At 69.7% G+C, this 26,861-nt stretch carries 29 protein-coding genes; 12 read left to right on the forward strand and 17 right to left on the reverse strand.

What is annotated here, in order from left to right:
• Positions 1-71 precede the first annotated feature (71 nt).
• The 3 genes from Q0C38_RS12010 to Q0C38_RS12020 all read left to right on the forward strand — a co-directional run bounded on the left by Q0C38_RS12010 (position 72) and on the right by Q0C38_RS12020 (position 2,393).
• The gene (locus tag Q0C38_RS12010; RefSeq protein WP_291297336.1) at positions 72-1,184 is read left to right on the forward strand and encodes a mandelate racemase/muconate lactonizing enzyme family protein; all 1,113 of its coding nucleotides are present in this window, start codon (positions 72-74) and stop codon (positions 1,182-1,184) included.
• Between the two features lie 15 nt (positions 1,185-1,199).
• Complete coding sequence (locus Q0C38_RS12015; protein WP_291297337.1) at positions 1,200-1,676, forward strand: GNAT family N-acetyltransferase; 477 nt, start codon at positions 1,200-1,202, stop codon at positions 1,674-1,676.
• Positions 1,677-1,757: 81 nt separating this feature from the next.
• Positions 1,758-2,393, forward strand: a complete 636-nt coding sequence (locus tag Q0C38_RS12020) for a hypothetical protein (RefSeq protein ID WP_291297338.1) — start codon at positions 1,758-1,760, stop codon at positions 2,391-2,393.
• A gap of 45 nt (positions 2,394-2,438) precedes the next feature.
• Here Q0C38_RS12020 and Q0C38_RS12025 read toward each other — a convergent pair whose 3' ends face one another.
• Both Q0C38_RS12025 and Q0C38_RS12030 read right to left on the reverse strand, forming a co-directional pair.
• Positions 2,439-3,431, reverse strand: coding sequence for a sialic acid TRAP transporter substrate-binding protein SiaP (locus Q0C38_RS12025; protein ID WP_291297339.1), 993 nt, complete (start codon positions 3,429-3,431; stop codon positions 2,439-2,441).
• Between the two features lie 93 nt (positions 3,432-3,524).
• The gene (locus Q0C38_RS12030) at positions 3,525-4,514 is read right to left on the reverse strand and encodes a sialic acid TRAP transporter substrate-binding protein SiaP (protein ID WP_291297340.1); all 990 of its coding nucleotides are present in this window, start codon (positions 4,512-4,514) and stop codon (positions 3,525-3,527) included.
• A gap of 154 nt (positions 4,515-4,668) precedes the next feature.
• Here Q0C38_RS12030 and Q0C38_RS12035 point away from each other — a divergent pair, with 154 nt between their 5' ends.
• Positions 4,669-6,225 carry a UxaA family hydrolase gene (locus Q0C38_RS12035; protein WP_291297341.1) on the forward strand — a complete coding sequence of 519 codons (1,557 nt, stop codon included), beginning with the start codon at positions 4,669-4,671 and terminating at the stop codon, positions 6,223-6,225.
• A gap of 119 nt (positions 6,226-6,344) precedes the next feature.
• On the opposite strand, the gene Q0C38_RS12040 is transcribed toward Q0C38_RS12035, so the two are convergent.
• The 8 genes from Q0C38_RS12040 to phnF form a co-directional block, all read right to left on the reverse strand.
• Entirely contained in the window at positions 6,345-7,193 is an 849-nt protein-coding gene (locus tag Q0C38_RS12040) for a fumarylacetoacetate hydrolase family protein (protein WP_291297342.1), read from the reverse strand.
• 28 nt (positions 7,194-7,221) lie between these two features.
• Complete coding sequence (locus Q0C38_RS12045) at positions 7,222-7,977, reverse strand: SDR family oxidoreductase (protein WP_291297343.1); 756 nt, start codon at positions 7,975-7,977, stop codon at positions 7,222-7,224.
• Between the two features lie 67 nt (positions 7,978-8,044).
• A complete protein-coding gene (phnE, locus tag Q0C38_RS12050) occupies positions 8,045-8,905 on the reverse strand; it encodes a phosphonate ABC transporter, permease protein PhnE (RefSeq protein ID WP_291297344.1) in 861 nt (286 codons plus the stop codon).
• A complete protein-coding gene (gene phnE / locus Q0C38_RS12055; RefSeq protein WP_291297345.1) occupies positions 8,905-9,792 on the reverse strand; it encodes a phosphonate ABC transporter, permease protein PhnE in 888 nt (295 codons plus the stop codon). Before phnE (Q0C38_RS12055) ends, phnE (Q0C38_RS12050) begins: the two co-directional genes overlap by 1 nt.
• A 25-nt stretch (positions 9,793-9,817) precedes the next feature.
• Complete coding sequence (gene phnD, locus Q0C38_RS12060; protein WP_291297346.1) at positions 9,818-10,765, reverse strand: phosphate/phosphite/phosphonate ABC transporter substrate-binding protein; 948 nt, start codon at positions 10,763-10,765, stop codon at positions 9,818-9,820.
• A gap of 116 nt (positions 10,766-10,881) precedes the next feature.
• Positions 10,882-11,694 (reverse strand): phosphonate ABC transporter ATP-binding protein, encoded by an 813-nt coding sequence (gene phnC / locus Q0C38_RS12065; RefSeq protein ID WP_291297347.1) that lies wholly within the window; start codon positions 11,692-11,694, stop codon positions 10,882-10,884.
• A gap of 90 nt (positions 11,695-11,784) precedes the next feature.
• A complete protein-coding gene (locus Q0C38_RS12070) occupies positions 11,785-12,954 on the reverse strand; it encodes an alpha-D-ribose 1-methylphosphonate 5-triphosphate diphosphatase (RefSeq protein ID WP_291297348.1) in 1,170 nt (389 codons plus the stop codon).
• Between the two features lie 11 nt (positions 12,955-12,965).
• Entirely contained in the window at positions 12,966-13,754 is a 789-nt protein-coding gene (gene phnF / locus Q0C38_RS12075; RefSeq protein WP_291297349.1) for a phosphonate metabolism transcriptional regulator PhnF, read from the reverse strand.
• A 155-nt stretch (positions 13,755-13,909) separates the two neighbouring features.
• On the opposite strand from phnF, the gene phnG reads away from it, so the two are divergent.
• Genes phnG through Q0C38_RS12115 form a run of 8 tightly spaced genes read left to right on the forward strand, consistent with a single transcriptional unit; the run spans position 13,910 to position 20,332 of the window.
• Positions 13,910-14,380, forward strand: coding sequence for a phosphonate C-P lyase system protein PhnG (gene phnG, locus Q0C38_RS12080; RefSeq protein ID WP_291297350.1), 471 nt, complete (start codon positions 13,910-13,912; stop codon positions 14,378-14,380).
• A 5-nt stretch (positions 14,381-14,385) separates the two neighbouring features.
• Positions 14,386-14,982 carry a phosphonate C-P lyase system protein PhnH gene (phnH, locus tag Q0C38_RS12085; RefSeq protein WP_291297351.1) on the forward strand — a complete coding sequence of 199 codons (597 nt, stop codon included), beginning with the start codon at positions 14,386-14,388 and terminating at the stop codon, positions 14,980-14,982.
• A 3-nt stretch (positions 14,983-14,985) separates the two neighbouring features.
• Positions 14,986-16,086 (forward strand): carbon-phosphorus lyase complex subunit PhnI, encoded by a 1,101-nt coding sequence (locus Q0C38_RS12090; RefSeq protein WP_291297352.1) that lies wholly within the window; start codon positions 14,986-14,988, stop codon positions 16,084-16,086.
• On the forward strand, positions 16,086-16,994 hold the full coding sequence (locus Q0C38_RS12095) for an alpha-D-ribose 1-methylphosphonate 5-phosphate C-P-lyase PhnJ (RefSeq protein ID WP_291297353.1): 909 nt from the start codon (positions 16,086-16,088) through the stop codon (positions 16,992-16,994). The genes Q0C38_RS12090 and Q0C38_RS12095 overlap by 1 nt, the downstream gene beginning before the upstream one ends.
• Positions 16,991-17,782 (forward strand): phosphonate C-P lyase system protein PhnK, encoded by a 792-nt coding sequence (phnK, locus tag Q0C38_RS12100; RefSeq protein ID WP_291297354.1) that lies wholly within the window; start codon positions 16,991-16,993, stop codon positions 17,780-17,782. The genes Q0C38_RS12095 and phnK overlap by 4 nt, the downstream gene beginning before the upstream one ends.
• Positions 17,779-18,498, forward strand: a complete 720-nt coding sequence (gene phnL, locus Q0C38_RS12105) for a phosphonate C-P lyase system protein PhnL (protein ID WP_291297355.1) — start codon at positions 17,779-17,781, stop codon at positions 18,496-18,498. The genes phnK and phnL overlap by 4 nt, the downstream gene beginning before the upstream one ends.
• The gene (locus tag Q0C38_RS12110; protein ID WP_291297356.1) at positions 18,495-19,637 is read left to right on the forward strand and encodes an alpha-D-ribose 1-methylphosphonate 5-triphosphate diphosphatase; all 1,143 of its coding nucleotides are present in this window, start codon (positions 18,495-18,497) and stop codon (positions 19,635-19,637) included. The genes phnL and Q0C38_RS12110 overlap by 4 nt, the downstream gene beginning before the upstream one ends.
• Before the next feature lie 5 nt (positions 19,638-19,642).
• A complete protein-coding gene (locus Q0C38_RS12115; RefSeq protein WP_291297357.1) occupies positions 19,643-20,332 on the forward strand; it encodes a DUF1045 domain-containing protein in 690 nt (229 codons plus the stop codon).
• Here Q0C38_RS12115 and phnN read toward each other — a convergent pair.
• The 7 genes from phnN to Q0C38_RS12150 form a co-directional block, all read right to left on the reverse strand.
• On the reverse strand, positions 20,314-20,874 hold the full coding sequence (gene phnN, locus Q0C38_RS12120) for a phosphonate metabolism protein/1,5-bisphosphokinase (PRPP-forming) PhnN (RefSeq protein ID WP_291297358.1): 561 nt from the start codon (positions 20,872-20,874) through the stop codon (positions 20,314-20,316). The two genes, Q0C38_RS12115 and phnN, sit on opposite strands and share 19 nt — an antisense overlap.
• Positions 20,871-21,494: a chloramphenicol acetyltransferase gene (locus Q0C38_RS12125; RefSeq protein ID WP_291297359.1), complete on the reverse strand. Its 624-nt coding sequence runs from the start codon at positions 21,492-21,494 to the stop codon at positions 20,871-20,873. Before Q0C38_RS12125 ends, phnN begins: the two co-directional genes overlap by 4 nt.
• Positions 21,491-22,270 carry a phosphonate ABC transporter, permease protein PhnE gene (gene phnE / locus Q0C38_RS12130; protein WP_291297360.1) on the reverse strand — a complete coding sequence of 260 codons (780 nt, stop codon included), beginning with the start codon at positions 22,268-22,270 and terminating at the stop codon, positions 21,491-21,493. Before phnE (Q0C38_RS12130) ends, Q0C38_RS12125 begins: the two co-directional genes overlap by 4 nt.
• Positions 22,267-23,148: a phosphonate ABC transporter, permease protein PhnE gene (gene phnE, locus Q0C38_RS12135; protein ID WP_291297361.1), complete on the reverse strand. Its 882-nt coding sequence runs from the start codon at positions 23,146-23,148 to the stop codon at positions 22,267-22,269. The genes phnE (Q0C38_RS12130) and phnE (Q0C38_RS12135) overlap by 4 nt, the downstream gene beginning before the upstream one ends.
• The gene (phnD, locus tag Q0C38_RS12140) at positions 23,145-24,059 is read right to left on the reverse strand and encodes a phosphate/phosphite/phosphonate ABC transporter substrate-binding protein (protein WP_291297362.1); all 915 of its coding nucleotides are present in this window, start codon (positions 24,057-24,059) and stop codon (positions 23,145-23,147) included. The genes phnE (Q0C38_RS12135) and phnD (Q0C38_RS12140) overlap by 4 nt, the downstream gene beginning before the upstream one ends.
• 117 nt (positions 24,060-24,176) lie before the next feature.
• On the reverse strand, positions 24,177-25,406 hold the full coding sequence (locus tag Q0C38_RS12145) for an ABC transporter permease (RefSeq protein WP_291297363.1): 1,230 nt from the start codon (positions 25,404-25,406) through the stop codon (positions 24,177-24,179).
• A 4-nt stretch (positions 25,407-25,410) separates the two neighbouring features.
• Positions 25,411-26,784: an efflux RND transporter periplasmic adaptor subunit gene (locus Q0C38_RS12150; RefSeq protein ID WP_291297364.1), complete on the reverse strand. Its 1,374-nt coding sequence runs from the start codon at positions 26,782-26,784 to the stop codon at positions 25,411-25,413.
• Positions 26,785-26,861 lie beyond the last annotated feature (77 nt).

A 26,861-nucleotide genomic window follows, 5' to 3' on the forward strand; every position in this document is an offset into this window, starting at 1 on the left:
GCTCCCCTCGCCTTCCGTCATTCACGCCTGCCCCTATACTCGCGCCCAACCAGGCGGGAGAGCCAGCCACCATGCCACGCATCGCACGCGTCGAGATCACCCAGATCGACCTCGCACCCAAGACGCCACGATCCGACGCGATCCAGGCTTTCGTGACGCAGGAGACGCCGTTCATCCGCATCACCACCGAGGATGGCGCGACGGGGACGGGCTACTCCTACACGATCGGCACGGGTGGATCGTCGATCATCGCGCTGCTGCGTGATCATCTCGCTCCGCGCCTGATCGGCGCGGAGGCCGACATGATCGAGGCGATCTGGTCCGACCTGTTCTGGACGACGCATTCGCTGGCCGTCGGCCCCCTCACGGCGCTCGCGATCGCCGCGATCGACACGGCATTGTGGGACCTGCGCGGCAAGCGGCTGGCCACGCCGCTGCACATGCTTGCCGGCGGCGCGAAAAGCCGCATCCCCGTCTATGACACCGAGAGCGGGTGGCTGCATGTCGAGGCCACACGGCTGGTCGATGACGCGCAAGCCGCCGCTGCAAAGGGGTTCCGCGGCGTGAAGGTGAAGGTGGGCAAGCCCACCGGGCGCGAGGACATCGCGCGGCTTGCCGCCGTGCGCGCGGCGATCGGGCCGGACGTGTCGCTGATGACGGATGCGAACCAGGGCTTCACCGTGGCCGAGGCGATCCGCCGTGCCGGGCTGTTCGAGGCGGCAGGCCTCGACCTCGCCTGGTTCGAGGAGCCGCTGCCGGCGGAGGATGTCGCGGGCCACGTGCGGCTCGCCGCCGCGACCACCATGCCCATCGCGGTGGGCGAGAGCCTCTATCACCCCGCCCAGTTCCGCGACTACCTGGCGCGGAACGCCTGCGGCATCGTGCAGGTGGATGTCGCGCGCATCGGCGGCATCACGCCGTGGCTGAAGGTCGCGCACATGGCGGAGGCGTTCAACGTTGCGGTCTGCCCGCACTACCTGATGGAGCTTCACCTGCCGCTCGTCTGCGCCGTGCCGAACAGCGCCTGGCTCGAGCATATCCCGCAGCTCGACGACATCACCGAGGCCGGCATCACGATCACCGACGGCCACGCCCACGCCTCCGACGCGCCCGGCAACGGCATCGCCTGGGACGAGTCGGCGATCGCGCGGCTGCAACGCTTCACGCCGATCGTGGTCGCCTGACAGCAGGCGTCCGCCGTGATCAGGCCGCTCACCGGGGATGACCGCGACGCGGTCGCCGCCCTCTGGCACGCGCTCTACGCCGATCATGCGCGCCGCGAGAGCCCGGTCGCCGGCTTCAGGCCCGATCCGCCGCGGCTCGTGGCGTCGATCACGGCGTGGCTTGGCCGGATCCTCGCCGGCGACGAGGGCTTCGCGCTGGTCGCTGCCAGCGATGGAAAGGTGGCGGGCTTCGTCGCGGGCTTCGTGCGTGACCAGGCCTGGCTCGACCCGCCGGCGATCGGCGTGATCGGCGCGCTCATGGTGGCACCCACCCACCGGCGGCAGGGGCTCGCCCGCGCCCTGGTGCGTGCGGCGGAACAGCGCTTCGCCGCGGACGGCATCGGTGTGGTCGAAGCCGCGATCGGCGAGGCCAACCGCGGCGCACGGCGCTTCTGGAAGGCGGAAGGCTACGGCACCGTGCGCCACGTTGTGGCACGAGGCCCGCGCGCCTAGGTTGCATGCCTGCGTGCCGCGCCCGTATCGTTCTGCCATCATAGCGACGGCACGCGTCGCGGCAGCGGAGGGGCGGAGCTTATGGATCCTGGGTTCGGCACGGGGCTTCCCCGCGTGCAGGGGTTTACGTTCACCGAGGGGGCGAAGATCACGAACAGCGAAAGGTTCGACCCCACGAACGCGCCGAATGGGCGGCAATGGCAGGCGATGCTCGCCAAGCTGCGCGAGAGCGGCGACGCGACAGCCAACACCACCGACAGCGGCAAGAACCATCCCTGCCAGACCGAGGACTACCGATGCGACCACCAGGGCGGCGTGACCGGCACCGACCTCATCAACACCCAGGTGCAGGTCGGCGGCGTGAAACGCTACACCCGGAAGGACTACAAGAACGGAAAGGAGAGCACCTCCGTCACGGTCGTGCACATCGACAGCGACTGCTACGCCAACCCGATGGTGAAGGAGGCGCTCGCCCAGGCGCATGACTACAGCTTCCGCACGACCAAGGTGGTGGTGGTGAAGCTGGCCGAGGGAGCGGCGAAAGTGACGACGACGAGCAAGGCGGTGTCACGCTCCTTCACATGCCGCAAATGCGGCAAGAAGTACGAAGCAGAGGACGAGATCGCGCTGTCCAACAAGGTGCGCGACAAGCAGGGCCTGAACAGCTACCCCGCCTCCTGCGGCAATTCCGGCTGTTCGCTCGTCCGCGACTGGTAGGCGGGACGCGGGCGAGGCCTTCGCCCGCGTCCCTCCCCTGCCGCCTCAGTTCGTGCGTGCGCCGAGCGCCTGGAACCGGTCATACTGCTGCCGCGTCCAGCCGGCACCGGCCTGCGCGTCGTTGTGCAGCGGCTGTGCCACGGCGCGGAAGGCCGCGACGTCAGGCACCGTCACCGTCCGACCCTGCGCACGGAACCAATCCGGCAGCGTCGCCTCCGACGTGCGGATCGCGAAGGTCGCGCGCGCGGCGGCCTCCTTCCACACCTCCTCGAACACGGCCTTGTCGGCAGCACTCAGGCGACGCCACAGGCTGGCCGACGCGACGGTGACGAGCTGATCGACGATGTGGCCGGTGAGGCTGATGTGGCTCTGCACCTCGAAGAACTTCTTGGCCTGGATGGTCGGCAGCGGGTTCTCCTGCCCGTCCACCGTGCCGTTCTGGAGGGCGAGATACACCTCGGCAAAGGCGATCGGCGTCGCGTTCGCACCGACCGAGCGCGTGAACATCAGGAACAGCGGCGCCTGCGGCACGCGCAGCTTCATCCCGCGCATGTCCTCGGGCTTCATGATCGGGCGGTTCGACGTGACATGCCGCGCCCCGTAGTAGGTGAGGCCGAGAATCTGGTGCTGCGTCGCGCGCTGGTAGCCCTGGGCGAACTCCTTGAAGAGATCGCTGTCGCGATAGGCGAGCCAGTGATCGAAGTCACGGAAGACGAAGGGCGCGTTGGAGATCGCGATCGGGCGATAGCGGCTGCCGGCGAAGGCCGTGCCGGTATAGATCATGTCGATCGTGCCGAGGGTGAGCGCCTCGTTGATCGCAGGCTCGTTGCCGAGCGCCGAGGCCGGGAACACCTCGATGCGGAAGCGACCGTTGGTGCGCCTGGCGATCTCCTCGGCCGCCCAGAGCGCCTCGGTGTGGTAGGGCTCGTTGCTCTCATAGACATGCGCGAAGCGAAGCCGCGTCTGCGCCTCCGCCGGCATGGCGACGGCGAGCGACGTCGCCGCGAGAGCGGTTCCGAGAATGAAACGACGAAGCATGGGTGATCTCCTCTGCGGCCCCGATGGGTTTAGATCAGGCGGTCAATGATGCAGGCGTGCCACCGGGAGCGACGCCCCCGGTGGCGGTGCCACTCAGTTGCTGCGGGCGCCGAGAGCCTGGAGCCGGTCATACTGCTCCTTCGTCCAGCCGGCGCCGGCCTGGGCATCGTTGTGCAGCGGCACGGCCGCGGCGCGGAAGGCGGCACGGTCGGGGCGCACCACCGTCCTGCCCTGCTGTTCGAACCAGCCGGGCAGCGTCTCCTCGGCCGTGCGGATGGCGAAGGTCGCGCGGTTGGCGGCCTCGCGCCACACCTCCTCGAACACCGCCCTGTCGGCAGCCGAGAGGCGACGCCACAGGCTGCCCGACGCGATCGTCACCAGGCTCTCGCTGATGTGGCCGGTGAGGCTGATGTGGCTCTGCACCTCGAAGAACTTCTTGGCCTGGATGGTCGGCAGCGGGTTCTCCTGCCCGTCCACAGTGCCGTTCTGGAGGGCGAGGTACACTTCGGCAAAGGCGATCGGCGTCGCGTTCGCGCCGACCGAGCGGGCGAACATCAGATAGAGCGGGGCCTGCGGCACGCGCAGCTTCATCCCGCGCATGTCCTCGGGCCGGTTGACCGGCTTGTTCGCCGTCACGTGCCGCGCGCCATAGTAGGTGAGTGCGAGGATGCGATGGCCCGTCGCGCGGTCATAGCCGGCCGCGAGTTCCTTGAAGAGGTCCGACTGGCGGTAGGCGAGCCAGTGGTCGAAGTCGCGGAAGATGAAAGGCGCGTTCGAGATGGCGATCGGGCGGAACCGGCTCCCGGCGAAGGCGGCACCGGTATAGATCATGTCGATCGTGCCGAGGGTGAGCGCCTCGTTGATCGCAGGCTCGTTGCCGAGTGCGGAGGCTGCGAACACCTCCATCCGGTAGCGGTTGCTGGTGCGCTTGTTGATCTCCTCGGCCGCCCACAGCGCCTCGGTGTGGTACGGCTCGTTCGTCTCGTAGACATGCGCGAAGCGAAGCCGCGTCTGCGCGTCGGCCGGCAGGGCGGCCCCAACGGCGAAAGCCGCAAGCGCGGCGCCGATGATGAAGCGATGCATTCCTCGGGTCCTCCTCCCCTACGGCCGGTTTACCGGACCGTTCTGATGTATCAGTGTGCGCAAGAAGCGGCATCGTGTGCAAGCTCTCTTGGAGCCCGATGGCCAAAGGGCCCGGGTGCCTGCACACTCGCCGCAAGAAAAGGGAGCGACGAGCATGACCAGCCCAGCCAGCAGGACAAGCCCAACCCTGGCGATACGCCTTCACGCGGACGATGGCGTTGTGATCGCGCGGACCGACCTCCTCGCCGGCACCTCGGTTCCCGGAGAGAACGTGGTGGCCGCCAGCCGCATTCCGCCTGGCCACAAGATCGCCACGCGCGCGCACGCCGCGGGCGAGCCGGTGCGGCGCTACGGCCAGATCATCGGCGTGGCGACCAGGGCGATCGCGCCCGGCGAGCACGTGCACAGCCACAATCTCGGCATGGGTGAGCATGGCAAGGACTACGCCTTCACGCAGGAGGCACGCCCGACAGCCTTCGCCGCCGCACCGGCGACCTTCCAGGGCATCCTCCGCGCCGATGGGCGCGTGGCGACGCGCAACTACATCGGCGTGCTGACGACGGTGAACTGTTCCGCCACCGTCGCGCAGTACGTGGCCGATGCGTTCCGCCGCAACCCCTTCACCGGGCATGACCCGCTTGCCGATTTCCCGAACGTCGATGGCGTTGTCGCGCTGACCCACAAGACCGGCTGCGGCATGAGCGATGATGAACCCTTGCGCATCCTCCGCCGCACGCTGGCGGGCTATGCCAAGCACCCGAACTTCGCCGCCATCATCGTGCTGGGCCTGGGTTGCGAGGTGAACCAGATCCCTGGCCTGATGGAGCAGGAGGGCCTCGACGGCAAGCCGCGCGTCCGCGCGATGACGATCCAGGCGACCGGCGGCACGCCGAAAACCGTGGCGAAAGCGGTCGAGTTCGTGCGCGAGATGCTGCCCGATGCGAATGCCGCCGGCGTGCGCACGACGGTCCCGGCAAGCCATCTCTGCATCGCGCTGCAATGCGGCGGGTCCGACGGCTATTCGGGCATCAGCGCCAACCCAGCCCTTGGGGCAGCGTCGGACCTCGTGGTGCGGAACGGCGGCACGGTGATCCTGTCGGAAACGCCAGAGACCTATGGCGCCGAACATCTCCTCACCCGCCGCGCGGTGACCGAGCCCGTGGGGCGCAAGCTCGTCTCGCTGATGGAATGGTGGGAGGAGTACACGCGGAGGAACGGCGGCGAGCTCGACGACAACCCCTCCCCCGGCAACAAGGCCGGCGGTCTGACCACCATCCTCGAGAAGTCTCTCGGCGCGATGGCCAAGGCGGGAACGACAAACCTCGTCGAGGTGTACCGCTACGCCGAGCCGGTGACGGCCAAGGGCTTCGTGTTCATGGACACGCCAGGCTACGACCCCGTCGCGGCGACCGGCCAAGTGGCGGGTGGTGCCAACCTCGTCTGCTTCACCACGGGGCGCGGCAGCGTGTACGGCTGCAAGCCGTCGCCCTCGATCAAGCTCGCCACCAACACGCCGATGTTCCTCCGTATGGAGGATGACATGGACATCAACTGCGGCACGGTGATCGACGGCGACGAGACGGTCGCCGAGTGCGGCGAGCGCATCTTCCGCCACATGCTCGCGATCGCCTCAGGCGAGCAGACCAAGAGCGAGCAGTGGGGCTTCGGGGCCGAGGAGTTCGCGCCCTGGATGCAGGGTGCGACGATGTAATATCCGGAGCGCAAAGGCTCGACCTTTGCGCGGAAGGCATGCGCGCGGGGTTGGCGGGCGGCCGCGCGCGAAAGAACTGGCAAGCGGGGCGCCGGGGTGTTCCCCGGCGCCCACGCGTCTCAGCCGGCCTGGACCGTCTTCGCCACCTGCTCGCCCAATCCCTCGATCCACACGCGCATGGTCTGCCCGGCGCGGAGGAAGATCGGCTCTGGCTTCTTGCCCGCGCCCACACCGGGCGGCGTGCCGGTGGCGATGATGTCGCCCGGGTTCAGGCTGATGAAGTGCGAGACGTAGGAGACGAGCTTCGTCACCGGGAAGATCATCGTCCTGGTCGTGCCGTCCTGCATCGCCTGGCCATCGACATCGACGCCGAGGCGGAGGTTCTGCGGGTCGGCCACCTCGTCCTTCGTCACGAGCCAGGGGCCGACGGGGCCGAACGTGTCATGCCCCTTGCCCTTGTCCCAGGTCAGGCCGCGCTCGAGCTGGAACTCGCGCTCGGACACATCATTCACCACGCAGTAGCCGGCGACATGCGCCATCGCATCCGCCTCGCTCACGTATTTCGCGCGCGTGCCGATGACGATGCCGAGCTCGACCTCCCAATCGGTCTTCTTCGAGAATTTGGGGATCTCCACGTCATCGTTCGGGCCCTGCAATGCCGACAGCGCCTTCACGAACACCACCGGCTCCTTCGGGAGCGCCATGCCGGCCTCGGCCGCATGGTCGGCGTAGTTCAGCCCGATGCAGATGAAGTTGCGCGTGCCGGTGAAGGGAACGCCAAGCCGTGGCGTGCCGGGCACCATGGGCAGCGCCTCGACATTCGCCGCCGCGAGCCGTGCGAGGCCCATCGGCGAGAGCAGGTCGGGCGTGATGTCGCCCACCACGCCGGAGAGGTCACGCAGGCCCCCCGTGGCATCGAGCATCCCCGGCTTCTCGAGCCCGACAGGCCCCCAGCGCAGAAGCTTCATCGCGATCGTTCCTTCTTCGGACTGTTGGTCAAAGGGTCCAGCCGCCGTCGATCACGATCGACTGGCCGGTGACGAAGCCGCTCTCGTCGGAGCCGAGATAGACGGCGAGTGAAGCGATCTCCTCGGCCGTGCCGAGGCGGCCCATCGCCTGGCGGGCGATGAAGGCGGCGCGAGAGGCCTCGACGCTGCCGGCCTGCGCGGCGTTGGCAGCAATCCGGTCCTGCAGCGAGGGCGTCTCGACCGTGCCGGGGCAGATGGCGTTGGCGCGGATGCGCTGCTTCACGTAGTCGGACGCGATGGACCGAACCATGCCGATCAGCGCGGCCTTGGTCACGCCATAGACAAAGCGGTTCGGCGCGCCCTTGATCGATGAGGCAGCGGAGCTCATCACGATGATGCTGCCGCCGCGCCCCGCCTTGACCATCGCGGGCAGCAGCGCCTGCGTCATGCGGAACGCGCTCTTCACGTTCAGCGCGAAGGCGAAATCCCACTCCTCCTCGGTGCAGGTTTCGATCGTGTTCTGGTGCACGAAGCCCGCGCAGTTGAAGAGGATGTCGACGGCCCCGGCCGCTTCCGCCGCCGCCGCGATGGCGCGGGCGTCGAGAACGTCGAGCCGCGCGGTGGTGATGCCGGGAACGCCGGCAAGCTCGCCGAGGCGTGCCTCGTTCACGTCCGTCGCCGTGACGGTCGCCCCCTCGGCGGCGAAGGCGAGCGCGGTGGCCCGTCCGATGCCCTGGGCCGCTGCCGTGACGAAGGCGCGCTTGCCCTGAAGCCGTCCTGCCATGCCATCCCTCCCCTCGTTGCGCCGCGCACCCTGCCGCGCGGCGGAACGCACGGCAAGAGGGGGCAGTTCAGTGCAACGGGGCGGTGCCGATCAGGCGCTGGCGCAGGCGCGACGACAGGAGGTCGATCGCAGCGACCGTCAGCAGGATCAGGATGATGATGAAGGCGACCTCGTCCCACGCCCTGATACGGATGCGCTCGGCGACCTGCAGCCCGATGCCGCCAGCGCCGACGATGCCGAGGATCGCGGCCGAGCGCGTGTTGCTCTCGAAATAGTAGAGCGCCTGGGCAAGCATCACCGGCAGGACTTGCGGCAGGATGCCGAAGCGCATCACGAGAACACCGCGCGCGCCGGCCGAGGCAACACCCTCCGCCTGGCGCTTCTCGGCATTCTCGATCGCCTCGGCGTAGAGCTTGGCCAGAACCGCGATGTCGGCGGTGAAAATGGCCAGCACCCCCGCAAGCGGCCCAAGCCCCACCGCGCGGACATAAACGAGCGCCCAGATCAGCTGGTCGACGCCACGGAACCCGTCGAACACACGGCGGAGGGAGAAGCGGAACAGCAGCGAGGTGGCGACATTCCGCGCGCCGAGGAAGCCCAGCGGCACGGCAACGATCGCTGCCATCACCGTGCCGAGGAAGGCCATGGCGACACTCTCGCTAAGGCCCCTCAGGATGTCGTCGAGATGCTCGCCGGGCGATGGCGGCACCATCAGCCGCAGGATCGTCATCACCCCGGCGATGCCGTTCCAGATGCGCACCGGCGAGACGTCGAACCACCAGAGAACGGTGCCGAGCCATGCGGCGAAGGCAAGCCAGCCGAGCCAGCGAAGCACACGCTGCGTTGGCGGGCTGCCGAAGGCAGCGGGAACCTTCGCGCGCGCCGCGGCGACCGCTGCGGCGTCGATCGTGGCCAGCCCCGGGCTCATCACCGCGCCCCGATCACGCGGAACCGCAGCCGTTCCGAGACGAGATCAATCGCCGAGACGGTGAGGATGATCAGTGCCACGATTGCCGAGACCTCCTCGTAGTAGTTGAACGAGATCACGGTGTAGAGCTCCTGGCCGATGCCGCCGGCGCCGACGAAGCCGATGACCGATGCGCCGCGGACATTGATCTCGAAGCGCAGCAACGCATAGCTGAGCATGTTCGGCAGCACCTGCGGCAGGATGGCGAAGCGCACCGCATGCAGCCAGGTTCCGCCCGAGGCGCGCACGCCATCGACGGGCCGCCTGTCGGCATTCTCGACCGCTTCGGCGAACAGCTTGCCGAGAGCGCCCGTGGTATGCAGCGCGATGGCAAGGATGCCGGCCAGCGGCCCGACGCCGAAGGCCCAGACGAGGATGAGCGCGTAGACGATGTCAGGCACGGTGCGGAACAGCTCGAGAAACCGCCGCACCAGGATAAAGGTGACGGGCGCGAGCGGCATCAGGTTGCGGCTCGCCGGAAAGCACAGCACGAGCGCCGCCGCACTGCCCATCAGCGTGGCGAGTGCGGCCATCTGGCTCGTCTCAAGCATGAGCAGCGCCCAGGCATCGAGCCGATACATCCAGAAGGCGAGGCTGCCCTCGACCTTCACGCCATAGAACAGCGTCTCCCACCGCAGGGTCGGCAGGATCAGCCAGAAATACTCGCCGATGCGCGGCAGGCCGGCGGCGAGCGTCGCCGGCCTCACCTCGCTCACCAACGCCGCAAGCAGAAGGCAGGCAAGCATGACCGCTGTGTAGAACAGCGTCGCCGTGCGCCGGGCGCGGCGCTGCCCCTCCCACGCAGCGAGCATGCGTGGGATGGGTGACGCGAGGGTCGCGACCGTCATGCCCGCCCTGCCCTCGTCCGTGTGTTCAGCGCGTGCGCCGCGCCGCCGCCTCTGCCTGACGCATCGCCACGAAGGGAGCGTACATCTCGTGGGTGGCAAGCTGATAGCCGCGCGGGTTGCCGCGCTCGATCTGGCGGAACACGGCGGCGTTCTCGGTCGGCAGCGCGAGCAGGAGGCGGCGGAAATCGTCGCGGAAACCCTGCGGAAGATCCTTCCGGATGCCGATCGGCCCGTTCACGATCTGGCGCGAGCGCCAGACGATGCGGATGTCGGACATGTTCAGCATGCCCTTCTCCACCATCGCGCGGAGGTTTCCGCGCGAGAAGCCCTGCGCCTCGTCACCGATGCCGCTCGTCCATGTCACGCCGGCGTCGAACTGCCGCTGCAGCACCGCAATCACCGCCTGCTCATGCCCGCCGCCGAAGCCGGTACGGCCGAAGAACTGCTCGGGCGGCTTGCCAGCCTCGCGCAGCTCTGCCCGCGGCACAAGGTAGCCGGAGGTGGAGTTCGGGTCGGCGTAGGCAAGGCTGCGGCCGCGCAGGTCGTCGATCGTGCGGAACGGGCTGTCGGCGCGCACATACATCACCGCGAAGTAGCCGATCGAGCCGTCCTGCTCCTGGGTCACGACCATCGGCTCGATGTTGCCGTTCGTGTCCATCCAGATGCCGGCATAGCCCGAGGGGCCGAGGCTGGCGATCTCGAGCTGGCGTGCCGAGAAGCCCTGCATCACGCCGGCATAGTCGCCAGCGGCGAAGATGCGCGTCGGAACGCCGAAGCTGTCCTCGACGAGCTTGCGGAAGCCGTCAAAGCGGGCGATGCGGTCAGCCTCGTTCTCGCCGCCGAGCAGGCCGATGCGGATCTGAGGCACCTCGCGCGCCCAGGCCGGCGGGGTGCGCTGCGCCAACGCCGGCGCGGCGAGGCCTGCCACGGTGGCCAGCAGCGTTGACCCAAGAAGCGTGCGTCGGTTCAGCATCGTCGCTCTCCTGCGATGATCGGTGAAAACGCGGGCTGTGCTGTAATGCCGGGCAGCGAAACCACATTGACGGTTTCGTTGCTGACGCATGACATCGCGCTGGCAGGGCGGACAGCTCAGGCGATGGCGAGTGCCGGGTCGCGCAGCGTGCCGACGGAGGTGCTCGTCACCGCCTCTGCCTCGGCGAGTTCGTCCTCGGTCATGCCGTAGATCTCGCGCACCATGTGGGCCGTGAGCGCCGCCGGCGCGCCATCGAACACCACGCGACCCTTGGCCATGCCGACGATGCGGTCGCAATAGGCGCGCGCCGTGTCGAGCGTGTGCAGGTTGCAGATGACGGTCAACCCGTCCTCGCGGTTGATGCGGCGCAGCGCATCCATCACCACCCGGCCGTTGCGCGGATCGAGGCTCGCGATCGGCTCGTCGGCCAGCAGGATGCGTGGTTCCTGCAAAAGCGCGCGCGCGATCGCCACGCGTTGCTGCTGCCCGCCGGACAGGGTGTCAGCACGCTGCAGCGCGGCCTCGGCCAGGTCGAACCGGTCGAGGGTGCGGATCGCCAGCGCACGCTCCTCGGCCGTGAACAGCTTCAACAGCGACGACAGGGTGCCGCGATGGTTCAACCGGCCGACGAGAACGTTGGTCAGCACATCGAGGCGCTGCACAAGGTTGAACTGTTGGAAGATCATGGCAGCGCACGTGCGCCAGTCGCGCAACGCCTTGCCGCGCAGCGCGGTGACGTCGGTTCCCTCGAACATGATGCGGCCGCCGGAAGGCTCGGCGAGGCGGTTGATGAGCCGCAGCATGGTCGACTTGCCCGCACCGGAGCGGCCGATCACGCCAAGCATCTGGCCGTTGGACACCCTCAGTGTCACGTCATCGACAGCCGTGACGGCACCGAAACGCCGTGTGAGACCCTGGAGTTCGAGCATGCCATCCCCATCCCTCGGTGCAGCGGGAATGCGATAGCCGAATGCGCGCGACGCTTGGGTGACGCTTCGGTGACAGAGAGGGACGCGGGGTCAGCGGAGCCGGGCGGCAGCCTCTGGTGCCAGGTGGGCGATGCGGCCGGCGGCAATGGTCGCGAGCACGCGCGGTGCGCCCGGAGCGTCGGTGTCGAGCAGCACGAGATCTGCACGCCTGCCCGGTGCGATCACGCCGCGATCGGCAAGCCCCGCGGCCCGAGCGGGGTTGGCGGAGACGAGCGCCCAGGCCTCCGGCAAGGCGAGCGCCCCGCGGGCGACGAGCGCGAAGGCAGCGCGTGCCATGGCCGGATAGAAATAGTCGGACGCGAGGATGTTGCAGGCGCCTGCGCGCACCATCGCCTCGGCGCTGTGCCAGCCCATGTGGCTGCCGCCCCGCACGACGTTGGGGCAGCCCATGATGACCCCCTCGCCGGCCGCGCGCGCGTCAAGCCCCGTCTCGGCGTTCATCGGGAACTCGCAGATCGCGCAGCCGAGGGAGCGCCAGCGGCCCCGCACCTCCGGCGACGAGTCGTCATGGCTCGCCATCGGCAGGCCTGCCGCGCGCGCCGCTGCCGCCGCATCCGCGACGAACGCCTCGACCTCATCGGCGCGCTCCAGCATCGCGCGCGCCTGGGCGAGGATCGCCGGCGCCTTCACATGCGCCCGATCGGCGTAGCGCGAGGCGCGCGCGGGGTCCTCGGCACGGCGGGCGATCTCGGCCGTATGGTCATTGAAGGCGAGCAGGTGGACGGAGCCATCCGCGATCGCCGCCTTGGCGTCGGGCCAATGGTCCATCGCGAAGGTCTCGAGGCGGAGATGGATGCGGTTGTCGGCGGCAAGCGTGCCGGCGAGCGCACGGCGTGCGGCAAGCAGCGCGCGGAACGTCTCGACGCTGCGAAGCCCAGGCTCCCAGGAGAGCGTGACGCCATGGAACGCCGTGGTGATGCCGTTGGCCAGGAGCTGCCTGTCAGTGTCGACCAGCGCAATCTCGGCGGTGAAGTCGACGCCGGGCCGCGGCTGGAGTTGCCGCTCGAACGCATCGCCGTGGATGTCGACGAGGCCGGGGGCGAGCAGCAGCCCGCGCGCGTCGAGCCTCAGCGAATCGGCCGGGATGGGAGCACCGAGCGGGGCGAGCACGCCCCCCTCCGCGAGCACCGACGCTTCCATGAGCCCGCCCTCGGCGAGCACCTCCGCGCCGACGACAGCGACCGGTCTTCCTTGCACCATCGGAATATCCCTCAGAACTCGAACACGAGCTGCACCCGCCCGGCGGCGTAGAGACCGATGCAGAACTCCACCGGCATGCCTTCGGGATCGACGTTGATGTTCTCCGACACGATCACCGCGCGGTTGCGCGGCTGGCGGAGATGATCGGCCTCCTCCGGCGTCGGCAGGCGGGCGGTGACCCGCGTCGTGCGGCGCGCATAGTCGGGCAGGCCGCAGGTCGAGAGCGCGCGGGTGATCGACCCGCTGCTCGTCGCAAGCGCAGAAGGCAGGTCAGGGAAGCGGGCCAGCGGGAAGTGGTGAAGGCCGAAGGAGATGGGCCTGCCATCGGCGAGGCCCAGCCGCTCGACCAGCCACACCGGCCTGCCCTTGCGGATGCGCAGGCCAGCAGACACCGCGTCGGGCGCGGGGATTTCGGCGATGCGCAGCACGCGGCCCGAAGGCTCGCGGTTGCCGCGGGCGATCACCTCGGAGAAGCGCGTGCGGGGGCCGACGCGATAGTCGATCACATCCTCCGCGACGAAGCTGCCGCGGCCCTGCTCGATTCGCACAAGGCCGCGGCGCTCGAGCTCCTCCATGGCGCGGCGGACGGTGTGCCGGTTCACGCGGAACGAGGCGGAAAGCTCCGCCTCGGTCGGCAGGCGCGCGCCGGCGGCGGCGCGGCCGGCGACGATGTCGGCCTCGATCACCTGCTCAATCTGCCGCCAGAGGGTGACGCCGCCGCCGCGTTCGACGCGCGCGACCTCGCGACCAGCGTCACGCCCGGTCATGCCCTCGGCCTCCATCCGTTCGGCGATCGCCATCGATCCCTCATCGCGAATGCCCAGCCGGTCGGCACGGGCGGCAGCGTCACCGCAACGTCATGCAACCCGTCGTTCCGGCGCGCTATTGTGCGGCAGACTAGTTGTTGGTATGTAGGGACGTCTAGACCTTTTTGCCGCAGGCCATGAACAGCACGATGCCAGAGACCCTCGGAGAATCCGCACCGGACGCAGCGATCGCTGCGCGGCGTGCCCGCATGGCAACGCTCGCGCGCGCCCCCCGCGAACGGCTCGAGGCCGCGATCGCCTCGCTGGCGCCGACACCGCAGTGGGAACGGCTGCGCGGCCCCGAGGCCGGCATGGTCATGGTGCGCGGCAGGATGGGCAGTGTCGGTGGCGCGTTCAATCTCGGCGAGATGACCGTCGCGCGCTGTGCCGTCAGGCTCGATGATGGGCGGGTCGGCCATGCCTATCGCGCCGGCCGTGACCTTCGCGCGGCGGAACTCGCCGCGGTGCTCGATGCCTGCGCGCTCGGGCCCGGCCTCCCCGCCTCCCTCGCCGCGGCGCTGGCTGCGATGGACGCGGCGGAGGATGCGGCGCGCGACGACCGCTCGCGCCGTGCAGCGGCAACGCGGGTCGATTTCTACGGCATGGTGCGGATGGGATGAGCAGCGTGGATGGTCTTTCGCCAGGCTTCACGGCGCCGGTCGAGGACCAGCAGGCCTGCTTCCGCGCGGTGCTGGAGGCAACCTCCCGCCCCGGCACGATCGTGACGCTCGCGGGCCCGACCAGGCCGCCTGCCCCGCTTGGCGGCGCGATGGCGGCGGTGGCGCTCACGCTGGTCGATGCCGACACGCCGCTCTGGCTCGACGATGCGATCATGGCGGGCGCTGCGCCGTCATGGCTGCGATTTCACTGCGGTTGCCGTCTTGTCGCCGATCCGTCCTCGGCGGTCTTCGCCTTCGCGGCCGATGCCGCTGCCCTTCCCCCCCTGTCGCGGTTCTTTGCGGGAACAGACGAGTATCCCGACAGGGGCGCGACCATCGTTGTCGCCGTCGCAGCGCTCGGCGAAGGCCATCGGCTTACGCTCACCGGCCCTGGCATTGCCGGCACGGCGATGATCGCCACCACCGGTCTGCAGAAGGGGTTCGCTGCGATGCGTGCCGCCAACCACCGCCTGTTCCCACGTGGCGTCGACGTCATCCTCGTTGCCGGCAACCGCCTCGTGTCGCTGCCGCGCAGCACGACCGTTTCGTCACCGGAGGGTTGAGCGATGTATGTCGCGGTCAAGGGCGGCGAGCGGGCGATCGAGAATAGCCATGCGGTTCTTGCAGAGGCGCGGCGGGGTGATGCCGCCGTCCCTCCCCTCACCCTCCCTCAGATCGCCGGCCAACTCGGCCTCGCCGTCGATCGCGTCATGGCGGAGGCCTCGCTCTACGACCGCGAGCTTGCCGCACTGGCAATCAAGCAGGCGCAGGGTGACCTGGTCGAGGGCGCGTTCCTGCTGCGTGCCTACCGCACCACGCTGCCGCGCTTCTGTGCGTCCCTTCCCGTCGAGACCGAGCGGATGGTGGTCGAGCGCCGCATCAGCGCGACGTACAAGGACCTGCCCGGCGGCCAGGTTCTCGGCCCCACCTACGACTACACGCACAGGCTGCTCGACTTCTCCCTTGCCGCCGAGGGCGATGCCACGTCAGCGCCGCGGGCTGATACGCCGCTCAACGCCACGATGCCGCACGTCACCAGCCTGCTCGGCGCCGAAGGGCTGATGCGCCCCGAGGCGCCCGACCAGGAACGCGAGCCGGCGGACGTGACGCGCGATCCGCCGCGGTTTCCCGCCGATCGTTCCGCGCGGCTGCAGACGCTCGCGCGCGGCGACGAGGGGTTCGTTCTGGCAATGGGTTATTCGACGCAGCGTGGCTATGGCGGCGCGCATCCCTTCGCCGGCGAGATCCGCCACGGGTCGGTCGCGGTCGAGATCGTGCCGGAGGAGCTGGGCTTTCCCATCACCATCGGCGACATCATGGTGACCGAGTGCGAGATGGTGAACCAGTTCAAGGGGAGCCGCACCGAGAAGCCGCAATTCACCCGCGGCTACGGCCTCGTGTTCGGCCATGGCGAGCGCAAGGCGATGGGCATGGCGCTGGTCGACCGTGCGCTGATGGCGGCCGAACTCGGCGAGGATGCCGTCCACCCGGCACAGGACCACGAGTTCGTGCTGAGCCATTGCGACAATGTGGAAAGCTCCGGCTTCGTGCAGCACCTGAAGCTGCCACACTACGTCGATTTCCAGTCGGAGCTCGAACTGGTCCGCCGGCTGCGCGCCGAAGCCGATCTGCGCATGGCGGAGCAGCAGCGCGAGGCAGCCGAGTGATGACACCGAAGGCAGCGCACGACCCCGATTACAACCTCGGCTACCTCGATGAGCAGACCAAGCGGATGATCCGCCGCGCGCTGCTCAAGGCCGTCGCCATCCCCGGCTACCAGGTGCCGTTCGCAAGCCGCGAGATGCCGCTTGCCTATGGCTGGGGCACCGGCGGAATGCAGGTGACGGCAGCGGTGCTGGGCCCGGACGACGTGCTGAAGGTGATCGACCAGGGGGCCGATGACACGACCAACGCCGTCTCGATCCGCCGCTTCTTCGCCCGCGTCACCGGCGTGCGCACGACGGAGCGGACGGTGGAGGCAACCGTGATCCAGACGCGCCACCGCATTCCCGAACAGGCGCTCACCGAGGGCCAGATCATCGTCTACCAGGTGCCGCAGCCGGAGCCGCTGCGAAAGCTCGAGCCGCGCGAGACCGAGACGCGGCGGATGCACGCGCTCGCCGATTACGGGCTGATGCACGTGAAGCTCTACGAGGACATCGCGCGCCACGGGCGCATCACGCTGTCCTACGACTATCCGGTGCTGGTGAATGGCCGCTACGTGATGGCGCCTTCGCCGATCCCGAGCTTCGACAACCCGAAAATGCACCACTCCCCGGCGCTGCAGCTGTTTGGCGCCGGGCGCGAGAAGCGCATCTATGCCATCCCGCCCTACACCGAGGTGCGCAGCCTCGATTTCGAGGACCATCCCTTCCACCCATGGCGGGCCAGCAATTGCTGCGACCTCTGCGGCGCGGCGGACAGCTATCTTGACGAGGTGGTGACCGACGATCGCGGCGGGCGCATGTTCGTCTGCTCCGACACCGATTGGTGCGCGGATCGGCGCGAGGCCGGGCATCGCGGCAGGCTTGCCGGCCACGCGCTCGCCACGCCGCGCGCGGACGATCCCGCATGAGCGACCGCGCCATCCTCGACGTCCCCATTCTTGATGTGACCGGCATCGGCGTCCGCTTCGGCGGCCTCAACGCAGTCAAGGATGCCACTTTCTCACTCTGGCCGGGCGAGGTGCTGGCGATCGTGGGTGAGAGCGGCAGCGGCAAGACCACGCTGCTGCGCACCCTCGCGGGCGAGCTCGCCCCCGATTCCGGCCAGGCGCTGTTCCGCACGCGGGCCGGCGAGGTTGTCGACATCCCCCGCCTGGCCGAACCGCAGCGCCGGGCGCTCGCCCGCACCGAGTGGGGCTTCGTTCACCAGAACCCGCGCGACGGGCTGCGCATGGCGGTGTCGGCCGGCGGCAACGTCGGCGAGCGGCTGATGGCCGCTGGGGCGCGCCACTGGGGCCACATCCGCGCCGAGGCAGCCGCATGGCTTGCCCGCGTCGAAATCGACGGGAGCCGGATCGACGATCCGCCGCGCGTTTTCTCGGGCGGCATGCAGCAGCGGCTGCAGATCGCGCGCGTGCTCGTCACCGAACCCAGGCTGGTGCTGATGGACGAGCCGACGGGCGGGCTTGACGTTTCCGTCCAGGCGCGGCTGCTTGATCTCATCCGCACCCTGGTGGGAGAGCTTGGCATTGCCGCGATCATCGTCACGCATGACCTCGCCGTCGCGCGCCTGTTGGCTGACCGCATGCTCGTGATGCAGCAGGGCCGCATCGTCGAGGCAGGGCTGACCGACCAGGTGCTCGACGATCCGCAGCACCCCTATTCGCAGCTGCTCGTTTCCTCTGTGCTCCAGGCATGAACGCGATCACGGGGGCGCCCGAAGCGCTCAGGGTCGAGAACCTCTCGAAGCGCTTCACGCTGCACCTGCAGGGCGGGCGTCGCTTGCCGGTGCTCGACCGCGTCGACCTCGCCGTCCATCCTGGCGAATGCGTTGCCCTCGTCGGCCCCTCGGGGGCGGGCAAGAGCACGCTGATGCGCACGCTCTACGGCAACTACCTCGCGGGGGCGGGGCGCATCCTCGTGCGGCACGAGGGAGCGATGGTCGACCTCGCGACAGCCGAGCCGCGCACGATCGTGGCGCTGCGTCGCACCACGATCGGCTATGTCTCGCAGTTCCTGCGTGTCATCCCGCGCGTGCCGACGGCCGCGATCGTCGCCGAACCTGCACGGCGTGCCGGCATGGCGGAGGCAGGGGCGATGGTGGCCGCACGCGGCCTGCTCGACCGCCTGAACCTGCCCGAGGCGCTGTGGGACCTGCCGCCCGCGACCTTCTCGGGCGGCGAGCAACAGCGCGTGAACCTCGCCCGCGGCTTCGTCCACCCCTATCCCGTCATGCTGCTCGACGAGCCGACGGCAAGCCTCGACCCAGCCAACCGCGACATCGTCATCGGCCTCATCACGGAGGCGAAGGCACGCGGTGCGGCGATCGTCGGCATCTTCCACGACGCCGCCGTGCGCGAGGCGGTGGCCACGCGCAGCCTCACGGTCGCGGCCCTTGCGGTGGAGGCGGCATGAGCACCGAGATCATCCTTACGAATGCGCGGATCGTCACGCCGAGCGAGGTGTTCTTCGGAACTGTCGCACTCCGTGACGGCAGGATCGCCCGGCTCGACAAGGGCAGCTCCGCCATCCCCGGTGCGCAGGACCTCGAGGGTGACCTGCTGATCCCCGGCCTGGTCGACGTGCACACGGACAATCTCGAGAAGCACATGATGCCGCGGCCGGGCGTGCGCTGGTCGGCACGCGCAGCCCTGCTCGCGCATGATGCCCAGGTTGCTGCGTCAGGCGTGACGACGGTGCTCGACGCGCTCTGCGTCGGCGAGGTCGAGCATGCCGACCAGCGCGACGAGATGTTCCGCGAGGGTGTCGCGGAACTGCGCGCACTGGCCCCCCGAGGCCTGCTGCGGGCCGAGCATTTTCTCCATCTCCGCTGCGAGATCAGCGCCGAGGGGATGCAGGAAAGCTTCGCGGTCGTGGTCGGTGATCCGCTCGTGCGGATGGTCTCGCTGATGGACCATACGCCGGGCTTCGGCCAGTTCGGCGACATCGAGAAGTACAAGCGCAAGAACGCACGCAACATCGGCATGAACGAGCAGGAGGCGGAGGCCTATGTCGCCCGCCGCTGGGCGCTGCGCGAGCGCGTGCGCGAACCCAACCGCACGGCCATCCTCGACGCCGTCGCGGGTCGCGACATCGCGCTTGCCAGCCACGACGACCGCACCGAGCTGGAGGTGGCCGACTGGCGCGAGGCCGGTATCACCATCAGCGAGTTCCCGGTCACAGCGGAAGCGGCGCGCGCGGCACGACGGCACGGCATGGGCATCATCGCGGGCGCGCCCAATATCGTGCGCGGCGGCAGCCACAGCGGCAACGTGCGCGCGGCCGATCTCCTCGCCGAAGGCCTCGTCGATGTCTTCGCGTCCGACTACGTTCCGTCGGCGATGCTGGGCGCCGCCATGATCGCGCATCACGCGATGCGGGTGCCGCTCCCGGCCGCGATCGCCACGATTTCGCAACGACCTGCGCTGATGGTGGGCCTTCCCGATCGCGGCGCGATCGACACCGGCCTGCGCGCCGATCTCGTTCAGGTCCATCTCGCCGATGGCCACCCGCTGGTGCGCCAGGTGTGGCGCGAGGGGCGGCGGATCGCCTGACGCGGATGCATCGCTACGCCATCTACTTCGCACCACCACGCGACCATGCGCTCTGGCACGCAGGCTGCGCCCTGCTCGGCCGCGACCCGGAGAGCGGCGCGGCGCTTCACCTGCCCTCCCTGCCCGGCATCGACCCGGCACGGGTCGCCGCGATCACCGATGAGGCAAGGCGCTACGGCTGGCATGGTACGCTGAAGCCGCCCTTCGCGCTGGCCGAGGGAACCGACGCTGCGGGGCTTCACGAGGCGCTGGTTCGTTTCCTTGCCATCCAGGCGCCGTTCCCGATGCCGACGCTGATGCTTGCCCCCCTCTCCGGCTTCCTCGCCGTCATCCCCGCGGCACCCTCCGAGGCGCTGGCATCGCTTGCCGCCGATTGCGTGCGGGCGTTCGACGCGTTCCGCCGCCCACCCTCGCAGGCAGAACTCGCGCGGCGCCGACGGTCAGGGTTGGACGAGGAGGAGGAACGGAACCTCGCGCGCTGGGGCTACCCCTACGTGATGGAGCGGTTCCGCTTCCATATGACGCTCTCCTGCAAGCTCGACGAGCCTGAGCGCAGTGCCGTTGCCGCTGCCATTGCGCCACGCCTCGCCGATGCGCTCGCGACGCCCCTGTTGGCTGATGCGGTCGCCCTCTACGGCGAACCCGCGCCGGGCGCGCCCTTCGTCCTGCTCGCCCGCTACGGCTTCGGCGGCTGATCGACCAGCAGGTCAGCGAAGCGCCGCGCGGCGTCAGCAAGTGCGCCGCCGTTCACGATCTCCATCACCGGGAGGCCGAGGTCAGGCTCCGCAAGGCCGGCGCGGGCGAGGCGATGGCTGATCTCGCCCTCGCTCTCGCGGCCGCGTGCGGCAAGCCGCCCGGCGAGCACGGCGGCAGGGGCGGTGACGCGCACGGCCAGCACGGGCCAGCCGAGCCGCGCTGCCTCGCCGAGCACGGTGCGCGAGACGCTGGCCACCACCGTGCGCCCGGCCGCGAGATCGCCCGTGACGGCGCGCGGGATGCCATAGCCGTTGCCGTTCGCCTCCCAGGAAAGCAGGAACGCACCGGCCGCGCGGCGTGCGGCGAACATGGCCCAGCTCACCGCCTCATGCGCCTCGCCGCCTGAGCCTTCCGGCCGGGTGATGGCGCGGCGGGCGAACACCACGGGCGCATCGTCCGGCAGCATCGCGCGCGCTGCCTCGATCACGCTGTCCTTGCCCGCGCCCGATGGGCCGAAGACGAGGACGAGCGTGCCGGTCATGCCGGATCGTATCGCTTGCAGAACGCCTCGGCGCCGAGGGCGCGGAAATCGGCCAGCCGTTCCTTCAGCGTCGCGTGCGGCCAATCCCACCAGGCGATGCGGAGCAACGCGGCCTGGATCTCGGGCAGGAAGCGGAAGCGGATCACCTTGCCCGGCACGCCGACGACAACGGCGAAGGGCGGCACGTCCTTCGACACGACCGCCCCTGCGCCGATCCCCGCGCCCGTCCCGATGGTGATGCCGGGCAGGATGGTCGCCCCATGGCCGATCCACACGTCGTGGCCGAGCGTGACATGCGAGGCGCGGCGCCAGTCGAAGAACGCGTCATCGTCCTCGCCGAGTTCGTACTTCGCCGCGCGGTAGGTGAAGTGGTGCAGGGCGGCACGCTCGAGCGGGTGGTTGCCGGGGTTGATGCGGGTGTGCGCGGCGATCGAGCAGAACCGCCCGATCGTTGCATAGATGATGGAGCTGTCGTTCACGACGTAGCTGTAGTCGCCCATCACCGTCTCGGCGATCGTGGTGCGCGCGCCGACCTCCGTCCACGCACCGAGGGTGCTGTCGGTCACGTGCGCGGTGGGGTGGATGGTGGGGCTCAGGGACAGCAGGGGTGCTTCGCTCATGCGGCGATGATGCCACGGCGGATGCGGGCTGACACGGTGTCGATCACGATGACGGTCCCGAGGATCAGAAGGATGAGGAACGCGACCTCATCCCAGTTGTTGAGGCGGATGCGATCGGACAGCGCAAGCCCGATGCCGCCCGCTCCCACCACGCCGAGGATCGAGGCTGAGCGGACGTTGCTTTCGAAGAAGTAGAGGATGTGGCTGAGGATCACCGGCAGCACCTGCGGCAGCAGGCCGTAGCGTGCCTCGGCGAGCCTTCCGCCGCCAGTGGCGCGCACGGCCTCGACCGGGCGGCGATCGGCATTCTCGATCGCCTCGGCGAACAGCTTGGCGAACACCCCCGTGTCGGGCACCGCGATGGCGAGGATGCCGGCGAACGGCCCCATGCCGACGGCGGAGACGAAGATCAGCGCCCAGATCAGGCTGTCGACGCCGCGCAGCCCGTCGAAGCCGCGGCGCAGGCCGAAATGCAGGAGTGCGGCGGGGGCAACGTTCCGCGCGCCGAGGAAGCCGAGCGGCAGGGCGGCCACGGCCGCGATCAGCGTGCCGAGGAAGGCCATCGCCAGCGTTTCGGCCAGCGCGTGCAGCATCGGCCAGAGCGCGCCGCCGGCCGAGGGCGGCACCATGAAGCCCACGAGGAAGCCAAGCTTGCCGACGCCCATCGCGAAAGCCTCCGCCGTCGGCGCGACACGCCAGCAGGCGAAGGCGAGCAGGGCGACGCCACCGAGCCACAGCAGCGCAGGCTTCAGGTGCCGGGCGGCTGCATCCGTCATCGTGCTGCCCCCGCTGGTGCGATCAGCGCGTGGCGCAGCTTCTCGCAGCCGATATCGACGATCGCGACAGCGAGCAGGATCAGCAGAACGATGGCACTGATGTCGCTGTAGATGAACTGCCGCACCACGAGGTAGAGCTCCTCCCCGATGCCGCCGGCACCGACGACGCCGAGCACCGAGGCGGCGCGCACGTTGATCTCGAAGCGGAGCAGCAGATAGCTCAGGTGGTTGGGCAGGATCTGCGGCACGATGCCGAAGCGGATGGCATGCAGCCTCGTTCCGCCCGCGGCGAGCACGGCCTGGTAGGGTCCGGCTTCGGCATTCTCGTTCGCCTCGGCGAACAGCTTGCCGAGGGCGCCTGCCGAATGCAGCAGGATGGCCAGCACGCCGGCGAAAGGCCCAGGCCCGAAGGCGAACACGAAGACCAGGGCAAAGACGAGTTCCGGCACGCTGCGGAGAACGTCGAAGGCACGCCGCGCCGCCTGCCGCGCGAGCGGGCTGGCGCCGCAGTTCTCGGATGCCTCGAAACAGAGGAGTGCCGCGATCGCGCCGCCGAACACGGTGCCGACCAGCGCCATCAGCACGGTGTCGCCCAGCATCACGAGCCAGATGTCGATCGCCCAGAGCCACTCGCCGATATCGGCCCAGAGCGTGTCGAGGCGAAGCACGGGCAGCGTGCGGCCAATGTAGGCGGCGATATTGGGCAGCCCCGCGGCAAGCCGCGCGAGATCGACCTCGCCCACGATCGACGAGACGATGACGGCCACGAGGAAAAGCGCGGCGTAACCCGCGCTTGCGGCACGGCGCTGGGATCGGTGCGCGGCGAAGCGGCGGGAGAAGACCTCCGCCGCGTCGGCCTGCGCCGCAGCGACCGTCACGACCGGCGCTGGCGGCGCCTCGCCTCGTTCTCCTCGGTGACGGCGATCACGTCGAGATAGTCCTCGTGCCGCGCCGGCGCGAGCTGCGGCGTGGTCGAGGAAAGGGCTCTGAGTGCCTCGGGATCGTTCGTGTGCATCGCCAGAAGCGCATCGCGGAACGCCTCCTGCAGCGCGCGCGGCAGGTCAGTGCGCGTGACGAAGGGGGAGTTCGGGATCAGCGGTGTCTGCCAGATGTTGCGGACCGCGCCGGCCGGGATCATCCCCTTCTCCACCATGCGGGCAACGTTGCCGCGCCGCTCGTTCGTCCAGAACGTCGCGGCGGCATCGTAGCTGCCGTTGATGACGGCGAGGACGCCTGTCTCGTGGTTGCCGGCAAAGCCGGTACGCGAGAAGAAGCGCTCGATCTCGATGCCCTCCTTGCGGAGATAGTAGGAGGGAAATGCAAAGCCCGATGCGCTGTTCGGATCGGCCCAGGCGAGGCTCCTGCCGCGCAGGTCGGCAAGGCTGCGCGCGGGGCTGTCGGCCTTCACCACGATGACGCTGAAATAGCCCTCGGCACCGCTGTCGTCACGGTCGCGCGCAACAGCGGTCGCACGCTCGCCCATCACCTTGCGCGAGAGTGCGTAGGCAGCGGGGCCGAGGCGGGAGAACTCTACCTGGTTGGAGCGGAGCGCCTCGACCGCACCGGCATAATCGGTCGCGCGGAAGACGCGGAAGGGAACGCCGAGGGTGCGCTCCATGTAGGCCGCGAAGGGCTGGAAGCGCACGATCGCATCCCGCTCGTTCTCCGACGAGATCAGGCTCATGCGCAGCTCGCGGAACTGGCCGCGCCACTCCTGCGCCCGGGCGGAGACGGGAAGGAGAAGCAGAGGTGCCGCAAGGGCTGCGCGGCGTCGGAGCATCGGTGCCATGGGGCCTCTCCATCCCGGGGTGTGATCCTCCCCGGTGTGGCAGCGTCGCGTTGCCGGACGATGACGCAGCCATGAAGCTTCGATGACGGAACGGATGAGACCGATGCGCGGTCCGGACTATGCCTGCCGCAGCGCCACCACGGGGTCGAGCCGCGAGGCCCGAAGTGCCGGGTAGAGCCCGGCCGCAAGCCCGACGGCGGCCGAGACGCCGAGCGCGATGAGCCCCGCCATGGGGTCGATCACCACCGGCCAGCCCCCGAGGAGTGCGAGCCCCACTGCGGCGCCGACGCCGAGCACCACGCCCGCGATGCCGCCGATGAGCGCGAGCAGCGCGGCCTCGACCACGAACTGCGCCAGGACGTGCCGCGGCCGCGCGCCGATCGCCATACGCAACCCGATCTCGCGCGTCCGCTCCGTCACGCTGACGAGCATGACGTTCATCACCCCGATGCCGCCGACGAGCAACGCGATCAGCGCGACGGCGGCGAGGAAGCTGCCCAGCGTCTCGGCTGCCTTCTCGCGCGCGGCCGCTGCCTCCGTCACGTCGAACACCACGAACGGGTCCGCCCCGCCGATCGGCACGCGCTGTCGCGTGCGCAGCACTTGGCGGATCTCCTCGGTCACAGCCTTCCTGTCGGCGGTCTCCGACGCCTGGATGATGAGCGAGCCGATCAGCCGCCCGTGGCCCCCATCGGCGCCGAAAAGGCTTCGCCGCGCGGCCCAGAACGGCACGAACACGATGTCGTCCTGGTCGGCACCATCGAGGCTCTGCCCCTTCCGCTCCATCACGCCGATCACCTCGAACGGTGTCTGTCGGATGCGCACGGGCTTGCCGATCGCATCGCCGTCCGGGAACAGCCGCTCCGCCACCGAGGCGCCGAGCAGCACGACCTTGGCCCCGCCGACGAACTCGGTGTCGGCGAACATCCGCCCGTCAGCAACCCCCCAACGGCGGATGGCGAGCCACTCTGCCGTCGCCCCCTGCACGGTGACGTTCCAGTTCATGCTGCCGGCGACGATCTGCTGCGAGGCGCGGAGGCTCACAGCGACGAGCTCGACACCTGGGATGCTGCGCACAGCCTCTGCGTCGTCATAGACGAGCCTCGGCCGCATGCCGGTGCCGACATGCGCGCCGGCAACGCGCGTCGAGCCGTTCCAGACGGCGATGACGTTCACGCCCATGGTGTTGACGGTATCGAGGATGCGCTCGCGCGCGCCCCGCCCGACCGCGACCATGGCGATGACGGCAGCGATGCCGACAGCGATGCCGAGCGCGGTGAGGCCCGCCCGCAGCCGGTGCGCGACCAGCGCCTCGAACCCCGCGCGCAGCGTGTCGAGCGGGGCCATGCGATCAGAAGCCGAGGCGCAGCCCGGATGAGCGGCGCGCCGGCCCCTCTGTCGCCACACCGATCACGACCGGCACGCCGGGCTCGAGCACGCCCGCGGGCTCAGCCGAGGCAATCTCAGTGTAGCGCGCATCAGCAGCGCCCGTGGTGACGCGCACCGCCGTCAGCCGCCCGCCCTCGCCCTGCACATGCACCAGCCCCACGCCCGGCGGCAGCGGCTGTGCCGGACCATCGATGGCGGGGCGGAATCTCAGCGCGGCGGCTGGCACGCGCAGCACGTCGCCGCGACGGTCGGTCTCGATGCGCATGGTCGCGGTCATGCCCGGCATCAGCCGCCCGTCCTCGTTCCGCGCGGTGACGACGACAGTGTAGGTGACCACGTTCTGCGTCACGGTCGCCGCGAGGCGGACGGTGCGCACACGGCCCTCGAAGGTCTCGTCAGGCCAGGCGCCCACGGAGAAGCGCACCACCTGGCCCTCGCGCACGCGGCCGATATCGGCCTCGTCCACCGTCGCCCACACCTCCATCTCGGTCAGGTCGCCGGCGATCAGGAACAGGGTCGGCGCCGCGAGAGAGGCAGCAACGGTCTGGCCCACATTCACCTGGCGGTTGACGACCACACCCGCGATGGGCGAGCGGATCACGCTGCGCTCGATGTCGACCTCGACCTGCCGGCGCTGAGCGACACGCTGGGCCACCGTCGCGGTCGCTGCCGCGATCGCTGCCTCCGCCACCTGGAGATCGGCCGCGGCGGAGGCCGCGAGCGCCACGGCGGACGCCGTATCCGCGTCCGCCGCGGCGGCTTCGGCGACGGCACGCTCGGCGGCGAAGCCGGCACGCTCGGCGTCGTTGGCGGCACCGACGCCACGGTCACGCAACGCGCGGCGGCGGGCGAGCTCAGCCGTCGCATCACGCTCGGCCGCATCGCGGGCCCTGGCATTGGCCAGGGCGCGGTCATGCACCGCATCGGCGGCGGCAACCTGGGCGATGGCACGGGTGCGCTGGCTCTCGGCCAGGATGAGGTTGGCGCGGGCGGCCTGCTCCTCGGCCACCGCTGCGCCGAGGCGGGCGACGAGGTGGCTGTCCTCGAGCTGGGCCACCGGCTGGCCGGCCTCGACACGGCTGTTGTAGTCGACCAGCACCTCGCGCACCTGGCCCGAGAGCTGGCTCGACACATCCACCGTCCGCCGCGGGTTCAGCGTTCCGGTGGCCGAGACGGAGGCGACGATGGTGCCGCGATCGGCCACGGCGACGCGGAGCGGGCGCGCAGGCTCATCCCGGACGGAGGCAACGGCGATCGCGCCCCCGGCGGCCAGGCAGGCAATCACGACAAGGCTTCTCAGCGACATGCGGTCGATCGGTTCCCCATGGTCATGCACGCAGCGGCATTGCCGCACCACGCGCCCTGTCCCCATACTCGCCACCATACACCAGAACGGCCCGGCGCGGGACCGCC

It is taken from the genome of Elioraea sp. (assembly GCF_022842375.1).
In the GTDB taxonomy this organism is placed as follows: domain Bacteria; phylum Pseudomonadota; class Alphaproteobacteria; order Acetobacterales; family Acetobacteraceae; genus Elioraea_A.

Bases quoted from the DNA above. Each gene is read 5' to 3' on its own strand.
- phnK (WP_291297354.1), top strand. From the start codon at position 16,991: ATGAGCGACCGCGCCATCCTCGACGTCCCCATTCTTGATGTGACCGGC.
- Q0C38_RS12025 (WP_291297339.1), bottom strand. From the start codon at position 3,431: ATGCTTCGTCGTTTCATTCTCGGAACCGCTCTCGCGGCGACGTCGCTC.
- Q0C38_RS12090 (WP_291297352.1), top strand. From the start codon at position 14,986: ATGTATGTCGCGGTCAAGGGCGGCGAGCGGGCGATCGAGAATAGCCAT.
- Q0C38_RS12010 (WP_291297336.1), top strand. From the start codon at position 72: ATGCCACGCATCGCACGCGTCGAGATCACCCAGATCGACCTCGCACCC.
- phnF (WP_291297349.1), bottom strand. From the start codon at position 13,754: ATGGCGATCGCCGAACGGATGGAGGCCGAGGGCATGACCGGGCGTGAC.
- Q0C38_RS12125 (WP_291297359.1), bottom strand. From the start codon at position 21,494: ATGAGCGAAGCACCCCTGCTGTCCCTGAGCCCCACCATCCACCCCACC.
- phnE (WP_291297360.1), bottom strand. From the start codon at position 22,270: ATGACGGATGCAGCCGCCCGGCACCTGAAGCCTGCGCTGCTGTGGCTC.
- Q0C38_RS12045 (WP_291297343.1), bottom strand. From the start codon at position 7,977: ATGGCAGGACGGCTTCAGGGCAAGCGCGCCTTCGTCACGGCAGCGGCC.
- phnE (WP_291297345.1), bottom strand. From the start codon at position 9,792: ATGACGGTCGCGACCCTCGCGTCACCCATCCCACGCATGCTCGCTGCG.
- Q0C38_RS12040 (WP_291297342.1), bottom strand. From the start codon at position 7,193: ATGAAGCTTCTGCGCTGGGGGCCTGTCGGGCTCGAGAAGCCGGGGATG.
- phnL (WP_291297355.1), top strand. From the start codon at position 17,779: ATGAACGCGATCACGGGGGCGCCCGAAGCGCTCAGGGTCGAGAACCTC.
- Q0C38_RS12030 (WP_291297340.1), bottom strand. From the start codon at position 4,514: ATGCATCGCTTCATCATCGGCGCCGCGCTTGCGGCTTTCGCCGTTGGG.
- phnD (WP_291297362.1), bottom strand. From the start codon at position 24,059: ATGGCACCGATGCTCCGACGCCGCGCAGCCCTTGCGGCACCTCTGCTT.
- phnD (WP_291297346.1), bottom strand. From the start codon at position 10,765: ATGCTGAACCGACGCACGCTTCTTGGGTCAACGCTGCTGGCCACCGTG.
- Q0C38_RS12035 (WP_291297341.1), top strand. From the start codon at position 4,669: ATGACCAGCCCAGCCAGCAGGACAAGCCCAACCCTGGCGATACGCCTT.
- phnG (WP_291297350.1), top strand. From the start codon at position 13,910: ATGCCAGAGACCCTCGGAGAATCCGCACCGGACGCAGCGATCGCTGCG.
- phnN (WP_291297358.1), bottom strand. From the start codon at position 20,874: ATGACCGGCACGCTCGTCCTCGTCTTCGGCCCATCGGGCGCGGGCAAG.
- Q0C38_RS12110 (WP_291297356.1), top strand. From the start codon at position 18,495: ATGAGCACCGAGATCATCCTTACGAATGCGCGGATCGTCACGCCGAGC.
- Q0C38_RS12070 (WP_291297348.1), bottom strand. From the start codon at position 12,954: ATGGTGCAAGGAAGACCGGTCGCTGTCGTCGGCGCGGAGGTGCTCGCC.
- Q0C38_RS12020 (WP_291297338.1), top strand. From the start codon at position 1,758: ATGGATCCTGGGTTCGGCACGGGGCTTCCCCGCGTGCAGGGGTTTACG.
- Q0C38_RS12145 (WP_291297363.1), bottom strand. From the start codon at position 25,406: ATGGCCCCGCTCGACACGCTGCGCGCGGGGTTCGAGGCGCTGGTCGCG.
- Q0C38_RS12095 (WP_291297353.1), top strand. From the start codon at position 16,086: ATGACACCGAAGGCAGCGCACGACCCCGATTACAACCTCGGCTACCTC.
- Q0C38_RS12115 (WP_291297357.1), top strand. From the start codon at position 19,643: ATGCATCGCTACGCCATCTACTTCGCACCACCACGCGACCATGCGCTC.
- phnC (WP_291297347.1), bottom strand. From the start codon at position 11,694: ATGCTCGAACTCCAGGGTCTCACACGGCGTTTCGGTGCCGTCACGGCT.
- phnE (WP_291297344.1), bottom strand. From the start codon at position 8,905: ATGAGCCCGGGGCTGGCCACGATCGACGCCGCAGCGGTCGCCGCGGCG.